At 64.9% G+C, this 9,646-nt stretch carries 10 protein-coding genes and 1 pseudogene; 5 read left to right on the forward strand and 6 right to left on the reverse strand.

Features of this window, described 5'->3' with window-relative positions:
• Positions 1-837 (reverse strand): annotated as a pseudogene (locus tag VGV07_RS26110) (ammonium transporter); the annotation flags it as partial.
• A 26-nt stretch (positions 838-863) separates the two neighbouring features.
• Positions 864-1,202 carry a P-II family nitrogen regulator gene (locus VGV07_RS26115; RefSeq protein ID WP_055046886.1) on the reverse strand — a complete coding sequence of 113 codons (339 nt, stop codon included), beginning with the start codon at positions 1,200-1,202 and terminating at the stop codon, positions 864-866.
• Positions 1,203-1,508: 306 nt separating this feature from the next.
• On the opposite strand from VGV07_RS26115, the gene VGV07_RS26120 reads away from it, so the two are divergent.
• Positions 1,509-2,723, forward strand: coding sequence for an FAD-dependent monooxygenase (locus VGV07_RS26120; RefSeq protein ID WP_326871664.1), 1,215 nt, complete (start codon positions 1,509-1,511; stop codon positions 2,721-2,723).
• A 186-nt stretch (positions 2,724-2,909) separates the two neighbouring features.
• Here the strand turns inward: VGV07_RS26120 and argC are convergent, their stop codons facing one another.
• Positions 2,910-3,860: an N-acetyl-gamma-glutamyl-phosphate reductase gene (argC, locus tag VGV07_RS26125; protein ID WP_326871665.1), complete on the reverse strand. Its 951-nt coding sequence runs from the start codon at positions 3,858-3,860 to the stop codon at positions 2,910-2,912.
• A 103-nt stretch (positions 3,861-3,963) separates the two neighbouring features.
• Here argC and deoD point away from each other — a divergent pair, with 103 nt between their 5' ends.
• From deoD to VGV07_RS26140, 3 genes are all read left to right on the forward strand, one after another.
• Positions 3,964-4,677, forward strand: a complete 714-nt coding sequence (gene deoD / locus VGV07_RS26130; RefSeq protein ID WP_326871666.1) for a purine-nucleoside phosphorylase — start codon at positions 3,964-3,966, stop codon at positions 4,675-4,677.
• 2 nt (positions 4,678-4,679) lie between these two features.
• On the forward strand, positions 4,680-5,297 hold the full coding sequence (locus VGV07_RS26135) for a hypothetical protein (protein WP_326871667.1): 618 nt from the start codon (positions 4,680-4,682) through the stop codon (positions 5,295-5,297).
• Positions 5,298-5,510: 213 nt separating this feature from the next.
• Positions 5,511-5,798 (forward strand): hypothetical protein, encoded by a 288-nt coding sequence (locus tag VGV07_RS26140; protein WP_326871668.1) that lies wholly within the window; start codon positions 5,511-5,513, stop codon positions 5,796-5,798.
• Positions 5,799-5,823: 25 nt separating this feature from the next.
• Here the strand turns inward: VGV07_RS26140 and VGV07_RS26145 are convergent, their stop codons facing one another.
• On the reverse strand, positions 5,824-7,032 hold the full coding sequence (locus VGV07_RS26145; RefSeq protein ID WP_326871669.1) for a GGDEF domain-containing protein: 1,209 nt from the start codon (positions 7,030-7,032) through the stop codon (positions 5,824-5,826).
• 243 nt (positions 7,033-7,275) lie between these two features.
• On the opposite strand from VGV07_RS26145, the gene VGV07_RS26150 reads away from it, so the two are divergent.
• Positions 7,276-7,590: a hypothetical protein gene (locus VGV07_RS26150; RefSeq protein WP_326871670.1), complete on the forward strand. Its 315-nt coding sequence runs from the start codon at positions 7,276-7,278 to the stop codon at positions 7,588-7,590.
• Between the two features lie 128 nt (positions 7,591-7,718).
• Here the strand turns inward: VGV07_RS26150 and VGV07_RS26155 are convergent, their stop codons facing one another.
• Together VGV07_RS26155 and leuC are read right to left on the reverse strand one after the other, a co-directional pair.
• The gene (locus VGV07_RS26155) at positions 7,719-8,144 is read right to left on the reverse strand and encodes a metallopeptidase family protein (RefSeq protein ID WP_326871671.1); all 426 of its coding nucleotides are present in this window, start codon (positions 8,142-8,144) and stop codon (positions 7,719-7,721) included.
• Between the two features lie 79 nt (positions 8,145-8,223).
• Complete coding sequence (leuC, locus tag VGV07_RS26160; RefSeq protein ID WP_326871672.1) at positions 8,224-9,627, reverse strand: 3-isopropylmalate dehydratase large subunit; 1,404 nt, start codon at positions 9,625-9,627, stop codon at positions 8,224-8,226.
• Between the last annotated feature and the right edge of the window lie 19 nt (positions 9,628-9,646).

Consider the following 9,646-nt stretch of genomic DNA (forward strand, 5'->3'; position numbering starts at 1 on the left):
CTGGGCGGTGAGGCCGTTGGCTTCGAGGTTCGAGCCGGCATTGAAGCCGAACCAGCCGAACCACAGCAGGCCCGCGCCGATGAAGACGAAGGTCAGGTTGTGCGGCGGGATCGGTTCCTTGAGGAAGCCGGTGCGCGGCCCCAGCACGATGGCGGCGACGAGCGCGGCCACGCCGGAGTTGATGTGCACCACGGTGCCACCGGCAAAGTCATAGGCGCCGAGACCGAACAGGTAACCCGTGCCGGCCCAGACCATGTGGGCGATCGGCAGATAGGAGAAGGTGAACCACAGCGCCAGGAACAGCATCACGGCGCCGAACTTCATGCGCTCGGCGATACCGCCGACGATGAGTGTCGCGGTGATGCAGGCAAAGGTGAGCTGGAACACCACGAACACCAGTTCGGGCAGCTCGAAGCCGGCCGAGAAGGTGGCGGCGGTCGACTCGATCGTTACGCCCGAGAGGAACAGCTTGGAGAAATCGCCGATAATGGGCGAGAGGCCACCTTCGCTGCCGCCAAAGGCCAGCGTATAGCCGTAGGCCACCCAGAGCAGGGCGATCATGGCGACGCCACCGAGCACCTGGCTGAGGATCGACAGCACGTTCTTGGCGCGCACCAGGCCGCCATAGAACAGCGCGAGACCCGGCACGATCATCACGAAGACGACCATGGTCGAGACCAGCATCCAGGCGGTATCACCCTTGTCGATGATCGGGGTGACTTCGGCGACGGCTTCAGCGGCCGGCGCTGCGGCATCCTGCGCGAAAGCGGGCAGGGCGAGAGCCAGCGAGGCCAGTGCCGCAGCTCCCAGGACTTTTGACATCTTCAAGTCTGTCATTGGGGTTTCTCCAGAGGGTAGCTGCATCAGAGCGCGGCCGCGCCGGTTTCGCCGGTGCGGATACGAGTGACGGCCAGCAGGTCGAGGACGAAGATCTTGCCGTCGCCGATGCGGCCCGTCTGGGCACTCTCGCGGATGGCCGAGACGATGGCGTCCGACTGGGCGTCGTCGACAGCGATCTCGATCTTGAGCTTAGGCAGGAAGTGCACCGCATACTCGGTGCCGCGATAGATTTCGGAATGGCCCTTCTGGCGGCCATAGCCTTTGACTTCGGTCACGGTCATGCCGTGCACGTCGAGCGAGTTGAGGGCCTGGCGGACCTCCTCCAGGCGCGACGGTTTGATGATTGCGATCACCAGCTTCATGGATGCCCCTTTCGATGGGTGGGTTCGACGGTCCCCAATCGGCACAAACAGACTCAAGTCGCGTGCCAAACTGCGGCCGCAATCGCCAACTGTATGATTCTGTTAAGGAAAAGCGGTCAGTTGTTGCCTAATGACGAAGCAGGATGGCAATCCGCCCGCAACTCTTGCGCAGGTTTTGTGCAGAATCATTTGATGTGATGACATTTTGTGCAGCAACGAGGCGCGGCAAAGGATCGCCTTGCGTCCTCGGCCGGCCTTGCGTAGCTCAGCGGGAGGGCCGACATAGCGATAAAGCGGAGTTCTCTCATGGCCGACAGCTTCGACATCGTGATCGTGGGCGGCGGGCCGGTGGGACTCACCATGGCGGTGGCGCTGACCCGTTCGATGAAGGGCTTGCGCGTCGCGCTGCTCGATCGGCGGCCGTTCTCGGTGCCCAAGGACCAGCGCGCTTCGGCGATCGCTGCCGGAGTGCGCCGCATCTTCGTGGAACTGGGCGTCTGGACCGCCATGGCGATCGGAGCCGAGCCGGTCAGACAGATGAAGATCACCGATTCCGGCAGCGGCGACATCGCGCGGCCGTTGTTCCTCAGCTTCATGGGCGACGTAGCGCCGGGCGAGCCATTTGCACACCTGGTGCCCAACCAACTGGTGGCCGAGACGCTGCTCGGTGCGCTGGGCGAGGGGGTCGAGATCATCGCGCCGGTTGAGATCACCGGCTTTGCCGCCGACCCCGGCATGGCGCGCCTCAGCCTCGCTGACGGCCGAACCATCTCGGCGCCGCTGGTGATCGCCTCGGACGGGGCGCAGTCGGCGCTCCGACGGATGGCGGGGATCGAGGTAATCTCGCACGACTATCGGCAGTCGGGGCTGGTCACCACCATCATGCACGAGCTCGACCATGAGGGCACGGCTTACGAGCATTTCCGGCCGGCCGGGCCGTTTGCCAGCCTGCCGCTGCCGGGCCGCCGCTCATCGCTGGTATGGACCGAGAGCAGCGAGCGAGCGGCCGAACTCAAGGGCTGGCCGCAGGAGGCAATCGCTGCCGAGATCGAAGCAGTGATGGGCTCGAGCCTCGGGGCGGTGACGCTCGAGGAAGGGCTGCAGGCCTTCCCGCTGCGGCTGCAGCTGGCCAAGAGCTTCGTTTCGCCGCGGCTGGCGCTGATCGGCGATGCGGCGCACGTGGTGCATCCGGTCGCCGGACAGGGGCTGAACCTGGGGCTCAAGGATGTCGCGGCGCTGGCCGAGGTGGTCATCGACGCGATCCGGCTGGGGCAGGATCACGGCGCCGCAGACGTGCTCGAGCGCTACCAGCACTGGCGGCGCTTCGACACCGCGCTGATGGCGATGGTGACCGACGGGATGGTGCGGTTGTTCTCGAACGATATGGCGCCGGTGCGGGCGCTGCGCGATTTCGGCATGGGCGTCGTCGACCGGCTGCCGCCGGTCAAGGAGCTGCTGATCGCCCGCGCCGCCGGGCTCGACCGCAATGGGCCGAAACTGCTGCGCGGGCTGCAGATTTAGGGCAGACGCAGACAGTGGAATCGCGGGCCGTTCACCGCCGGTGACAAAAACCTCGATGTCATCCCTGCGAAAGCAGGGACCCAACTCGCAGCTGGCGCGGGCCGATAAATGGGTCCCTGCTTTCGCAGGGATGACGCCGGAGGGTGGGGCGGTTCGATGGGTGGGACCGCCCGAGGTGATAGCCGATTACGCCGCCAGGCTGGTATCCGCGGCGACGCCGAGCATCAGGTTGAGGTTCTGCACTGCGGCACCCGAGGCGCCCTTGCCGAGATTGTCGTAGACGGCGACCAGCAGGGCCTGGGCCTTGCTCTCATTGGCAAAGACGTGCAGCCGCATGCGGTTGGTGTCGTTGTAGAGCTCGGGGTTAAGCTCGGGGCTGCGCTCGAGTTCGCTGAGCGGCGCGACATCGACGAAGCTGTGCGGGATGGCCGCGAAGTGGTCGGCGATGGCAGCGTGCAGTTCAGCGCCGGTCGGCACCTTGTCGAGGGTCCAAAGCTGCAGCGGCACGGCGGTGATCATGCCCTGGCGGAAGTTGCCGACCGCCGGCTGGAACAGCGGGGTGTGCTGGAGCTTGGCGTATTTCTGCAGTTCGGGCAGATGCTTGTGCTTGAAGGTGAGGCCATAGAGCGCGAACTCGTTGGCGTCGTCGCCCTTTGCCTCATAGTCCTCGATCATGCTGCGGCCACCGCCGGAATAGCCGGAGATGCCGTTGACGGTGACCGGAAAATCGGCCGGCACCAGACCGGCTTCGACCAGCGGGCGAAGCGTCGCAATGGCGCCCTGCGGCCAGCAGCCGGGGTTGCCGACCCGCGTGGCATTGGCGATGGCAGCGGACTGCGCCTTGTCCATTTCGGCAAAGCCATAGGCCCAGCCCTCGGCGATGCGGTGCGCCGTCGAAGCGTCGATCACCTTGGTGGTGTCGTTGTCGATCAGCGACACGCTCTCTTTGGCCGCGTCGTCGGGCAGGCAGAGGATCGCCACATCGGCGAGGTTGAGGAGCCGCTTCCGCTCCTCCAGATCCTTGCGCTTGTCGTGGGCAATGGAGATCACCTCAAGGTCGCCGCGATCGGCGAGGCGCTCGCGGATCTGCAGACCCGTGGTACCGGCTTCGCCGTCGATGAAGATTTTCGCGACCATATGAGGCTCCCATCCAAGGGTTCAATGCGCGGGACATATAGGGGTTGCGCATGTCATCTGCAAAGGGTTTGGATTGCGCCAATTGAAACGACGAGAGGCCGAAATGACCCCGCACAACCACGCCAAGCCTGGTGACTATGCCGAAGCCGTGCTGCTGCCCGGCGACCCGCTGCGCGCCAAATGGATTGCCGAGAACTTCTTCGAGGATGCGCGGCTGGTGAACTCGGTGCGCAACTGCCTCGGCTATACCGGCACGTGGAAGGGTAAGCCGGTGTCGGTGCAGGCGACCGGCATGGGGCAGGCGTCGCTGTCGATCTACGTGCACGAGCTGATCAACGTCTACGGGCTGCAGAAGCTGATCCGGGTCGGCACCTGCGGCGGGCTCAATGCCAAGGTGAAGGTGCGCGACCTGATCATCGCACAGGGCGCGACGACGGATTCGGCGATCGTCCGCGACGCGTTTGCGCCGTTCAACTTCGCGCCGATCGCCGATTTCGGGCTGCTGCGCGATAGCGTCGAGCGGGCCGAGAAGGCGGGGATGCGCTACCACGTGGGCAACATGCTCTCGTCCGACATCTTCTACCACATCGAGCCCGGCCTCACCGGCTACGGCCGACTGCCGGCGCATGGCATTCTCGGAGTCGAGATGGAGGCTGCGGCGCTCTATACGCTGGCGGCGCGGTTCGAGCGCAAGGCACTGGCCATCTGCACCATGACCGATTGCCTGATCACTCATGCCGAACTCAGCGCCGAGGACCGGCAGTCGTCGCTCAGGGAGATGATCACGCTGGCGCTCGATACCGCGGTCGAAGCGTGAGCGTGCTGGCACAGCTAGCTTCGGCGCTCGGGCGGAATGACGAGCAGCCCAATGTCGAGCTGGCCGAGGCGTTGGCGGCAAAGCCCGATGCTGCCGCAATTGCCGAGCTCGCCGGGGCTCTCGCGACCGGTTCGACAGCCATTTCCAATGATGCCATCAAGGTGCTGTATGAACTGGGCGAGCGCCGACCGGAGCTGGCGGCGCCGCACGCGAAGGCATTCCTGACCCTGCTCGGGAGCAAGAACAATCGCAATGTGTGGGGCGCGCTGCAGGCGATCGAGACCATTACCGCGTTGCAGCCCGATGCGGTGCTTGCCGAACTGCCGCGGATCGTCGCGGCGGCAGACAAGGGCTCGGTGATCGCCAAAGACAAGGCGGTGGCGATCCTCGTCAAGCTTGCCGCTGCCGGTCACGGGGCCAAGGCACTCCCCATTCTCCTCGAGCGGCTCGAGGGCGCGGCACCCAATCAGTTCCCGATGTATGCCGAGCAGGCGCAGCCGGTGATCGACGCAGCGCATCGGACGGCATTCGTGCGCCTGCTCGAGACTCGACTCATTGGAATCGAGCCCGGCGCCAAGCGGACGCGTGTGGAAAAAGTGCTGCGTCGCGCCCGGGGCTGACAGCCAGGCAAAATGAGGAACGTGCGTCTTCAAAGCGCGATCAACCGCTTGGCCAAGTCAATACGCCAAGGCACGCAGGAGGCCCTCAAGATCGGCTGCCGGGCGCCCGCGCAGGCTGTCATAAATGTCGCATGGGAGAGAGCCAAACTGAGCGGAACAGAACCGCCGCTTTGGCGTTGGGAGTTCTAGTTGGGCATCTGAGGGGAGGCCAGGATGAATACCCATACACTCACCGAACATCGCGATATCCAGAACTGGGTGACGGCCCGGCACGGCCAGCCGGCACTGCGTCGGGTCCCTGACCCGAGCGGCCAGGTGCGGGCGCGGCTGGCGCTGAATTTCGCGCGCTCAGCGGCGCCAACCGAGACGCCCAGCCAGGACGACGGAATGAGCCCCTGCTCGTGGACCGCCTGGCTCGCCGAACTCGATCGGCAGCACCTGGCGCTGCGGGTGGGCGACCAGACGGCGTTCGAATTCGTTGAACGACGCGATCTCAACTAGCGCGTCTGGCCGGCCCTACGGACCGTCAGGCGGACCTCGCGAGCGACGTGCCCGCCAGAGGATGGGCCGGCATTGCATCGGCATCGGGGTCGGTGGCAACCCCGACCCGGTCGCGACCGTCGCGCTTGGCCGTGTAGAGCGCCGCATCGGCACGCCGGCGCAGGCCGGAGAGGCTCTCGCCGGTGAGCCGTTCGGCGACACCAAAGCTGGCGGTGCAGTGCACGAAGGGCGGCAGGCCCGGCACCGAGAGCGTGGCAAAGCCGGTGCGCAGCGTTTCCGCCAGCAGGCGCGCTATCGCCAGGTTGGCTCCCGGAACGAAGACCGCGAATTCCTCGCCGCCCATACGACCGACGACCGCCTTGGGCGGAGCGGTGTCGCGCAGCAGCGCAGCGAAGGCAACGATCACCTGGTCGCCGATGTCGTGGCCGTAATTGTCGTTGATCGACTTGAAGGCATCCAGGTCGGCCAGCACCATGGCGGCCGGCACTGCGGGTTGCAGCAGGCCGGTGGCTGCATGTTCTTCGAAGCCGCGGCGATTGTAGACCGCCGACAGGGGATCGGTCTCCGAGCGGGCGGTGATCTCGACCAGCATGTCGCGGACCAGCAGCATCAGCATCAGCAGGCCGGTCGCCACCTGCAGGATAGCGCCGAGCGACTGCGAGTAGAGCGCGTAGGTGGTGGCGAGATAGGTCGCGGTGCTGTCGCCAGAGCCGCCCAGCGTCAGGGCAGCGAAGGGCTTGGACAGGAACTGCAGCGCACTCAGCGCGAACAGGGCGATGAGACCGATATCGATCGGCTGGCGTCGGCGTGAGGCGAAGATGATCCAGGCGGCTGCCGCTTGCAGCAGGGCATAGGGCGCCTGGTAGATGAGGTTCCGCTCCACGGTGTCGTGCGGCAAGGTGTAGCCGAACCAATTGGCGACGATCGAGATCGCCGCAATCGCAGCAACGCCGGCCCAGGGCAGCTTCGGCCGATACCGGCGGGCCACCCCAAGAGTCACTGCCGTCACTGCGCCGTGAAAGAAGGCGAAGCCGGCGGTATAGGCGAGTTGCGGATAATCCTGCAGCGGCAGTATGAATTCCGAAGCGATGTAAAAGATGCCGAACACGTAGGCGAGCGCAAAGAACGGCGCGACCTTATCCGCCCGGTTGGACACGCCAACCAGGAAGAAGGCGAGCGCGAACAGCGCCGCAATGAATAGATTGATGGCGAGGATGAAGCTCGCTCCGGCCATGCCCTGCAATTGCGTCCCTGATGATGAAACGACAGTAGGGTTGGCTCAGAAAGAACTGGTTAACAGAAAGCTCGCAACGCCGCGGCGCGCCGTCGCAGGTTTGGGCCAGCGGAGGTAGAGCCAAGTTCGAACAGGCGCTTGAGGGCGATCGGCTCTTGGAACCGGACGATGCCGCGACCACTTAAGATATCGAAGTTTTCCAGCTAGACTGATGGTTCGCAAGAAGACCAGAAAGGCATCGAAATGACTCAGGTCCTCACCAAGCACGAGGATATCCGGCTCTGGGCGGCGGCTCGCTCGGGCAACCCGGCGATGGAAGATCGCGCAACGGGCATCGGTGGCCCGCCGGTGCTGAGGATCTTGTTCGACCAGCAGGCGCTGAACGCGGGGGAAAATCAGTACGGCGATCGTCCCGGCGGACTCGACCTCGTCGCCTGGGACGAGTGGTTCCAGCATTTCGACAGCCAGAAGTACGGCCTCCTGGTCGAAGATGAGCGGCCGGGCGTGCTGGACGACTATTATGAGTTCGTGCCGCGGGACGGCAATCAGCGGGACTGAATCATTCGGCAACCGCGGAGTCATTCCCGCGAAAGCGGGAACCTCTGTTTTTTTGCCCGTGGCACCATCGCAAAAGGAGGTCCCCGCTTTCGCGGGGATGACCCTGTGGTTAATTGGACCAGCCGATGTCAGCCCTCGCGTTCCGCTGCCGCTTCGATGGCTTCCATATCGTCGTCCGAGAAGCCGAAATGGTGGCCGATTTCGTGCACCAGCACGTGGGTGATGATCTCGCCCAGCGTCTCGCCGGTTTCGCTCTCGGCCCAGTAGTCGAGGATGGGGCGGCGGTAGAGCCAGACCTGGTTGGGCAGTTGCCCGGTCTGCGGCATGGCGCCGCCCTGCGGCAGGCCGATGCCACGAAACAGCCCGAGAATGTCGAACTCGGTTTCGAGCTCCATCTCGCGCATGGTCTCTTCATCGGGGAATTCGGCGACCATGCACGGGACGTTCCCGGCGAGCGCCTTGAACTCAGGCGGCAGCGCCGCGAAGGCCGCTGCCGCCATCTGTTCGAAATCGTCGAGGCTGGGGGCCGCGCGGTCGGTCCAGGAGTTGGTCATAGCGGCAGTCGGCAGTCGGCAACAGGCAGTCGATAGGCAGTGTTACGACTGCCTGCGCCCGACTGCCGACTGCCGTATGTCACTGCCAATCGCGGATGTCGACGAAGTGGCCGGTGACCGCCGCGGCTGCCGCCATTGCGGGCGAGACGAGGTGGGTACGGCCCTTGAAGCCCTGGCGGCCCTCGAAGTTGCGGTTCGAGGTCGAAGCGCAGCGCTCGTGCGGCTTGAGCTTATCGGGGTTCATGGCAAGGCACATCGAGCAGCCCGGCTCGCGCCACTCGAAACCGGCATCCTTGAAGATCCTGTCGAGACCTTCGGCTTCCGCCTGTTCCTTCACGAGACCCGAACCCGGCACCACCATGGCGTTGACGCCGGCGGCGACTTTCCGGCCGGCCACGACCTTGGCAGCGGCGCGCAGATCCTCGATGCGGCCATTGGTGCAGGAGCCGAGGAAGACGCGTTCGACGGTGATGTCGGTGATCTTGGTGCCCGGCTCGAGCCCCATATATTCAAGCGCCCGCCACTTCGAGGCACGCTTGTTGGCGTCCTGGATGTCGTCGGGATTGGGAACGACGCCGTTGACCGAGATCACGTCCTCGGGGCTCGAGCCCCAGGAGACGATCGGCGGCAGTTTGGCGGCATCGAGGATCACCACCTTGTCGTAATGCGCATCGGCGTCGGAGTAGAGGGTCTTCCAGTACTCGACGGCATGGTCGTAGGCGGCGCCTTTCGGCGCGCGCGGACGACCCTTCACATACTCGAAGGTCTTCTCGTCCGGGGCGATCAGGCCGGCGCGGGCGCCGCCCTCGATGGTCATGTTGCAGACCGTCATGCGGCCTTCCATGCTGAGCGCGCGGATGGCTTCGCCGGCGAACTCGATGACGTGGCCGGTACCGCCGGCGGTGCCGATCTCGCCGATGATGGCGAGGATGATGTCCTTGGCGGTAACGCCTTCGGGCAGCTGGCCATCGACACGCACCAGCATGTTCTTGGCCTTCTGCTGGATCAGCGTCTGGGTGGCGAGCACGTGCTCGACCTCGGACGTGCCGATACCATGCGCCAGCGCGCCGAAGGCGCCGTGCGTCGAGGTATGGCTGTCGCCGCAGACGATGGTCATGCCGGGCAGGGTGAAACCCTGCTCGGGGCCGACGATGTGCACGATGCCCTGACGCTTGTCGAAGGGATCGTAATACTCAATGCCGAAATCCCTGGTGTTCTCGGCCAGCGCGGCAATCTGGATGGCGCTTTCCGGATCCGGATTGGGCAGTGAGCGGTCGGTGGTGGGGACGTTGTGATCGACCACGGCCAGGGTGCGCTCGGGGGCGCGGACCTTGCGGCCGTTCATCCGCAGACCCTCGAAGGCCTGCGGGCTCGTCACCTCGTGGACCAGGTGGCGATCAATGTAAATAAGGCTGGTCCCATCCTCGTTGTTGGAAACAAGGTGATCGTCCCAGATCTTATCGTACAGAGTTCTGCCGGCCATTTTTGCTGGAGGTTCCACT

It is taken from the genome of Devosia sp., from assembly GCF_035944845.1.
GTDB lineage: Bacteria > Pseudomonadota > Alphaproteobacteria > Rhizobiales > Devosiaceae > Devosia_A.

Bases quoted from the DNA above. Each gene is read 5' to 3' on its own strand.
- VGV07_RS26115 (WP_055046886.1), bottom strand. From the start codon at position 1,202: ATGAAGCTGGTGATCGCAATCATCAAACCGTCGCGCCTGGAGGAGGTC.
- VGV07_RS26120 (WP_326871664.1), top strand. From the start codon at position 1,509: ATGGCCGACAGCTTCGACATCGTGATCGTGGGCGGCGGGCCGGTGGGA.
- argC (WP_326871665.1), bottom strand. From the start codon at position 3,860: ATGGTCGCGAAAATCTTCATCGACGGCGAAGCCGGTACCACGGGTCTG.
- deoD (WP_326871666.1), top strand. From the start codon at position 3,964: ATGACCCCGCACAACCACGCCAAGCCTGGTGACTATGCCGAAGCCGTG.
- VGV07_RS26140 (WP_326871668.1), top strand. From the start codon at position 5,511: ATGAATACCCATACACTCACCGAACATCGCGATATCCAGAACTGGGTG.
- VGV07_RS26145 (WP_326871669.1), bottom strand. From the start codon at position 7,032: ATGGCCGGAGCGAGCTTCATCCTCGCCATCAATCTATTCATTGCGGCG.
- VGV07_RS26150 (WP_326871670.1), top strand. From the start codon at position 7,276: ATGACTCAGGTCCTCACCAAGCACGAGGATATCCGGCTCTGGGCGGCG.
- VGV07_RS26155 (WP_326871671.1), bottom strand. From the start codon at position 8,144: ATGACCAACTCCTGGACCGACCGCGCGGCCCCCAGCCTCGACGATTTC.
- leuC (WP_326871672.1), bottom strand. From the start codon at position 9,627: ATGGCCGGCAGAACTCTGTACGATAAGATCTGGGACGATCACCTTGTT.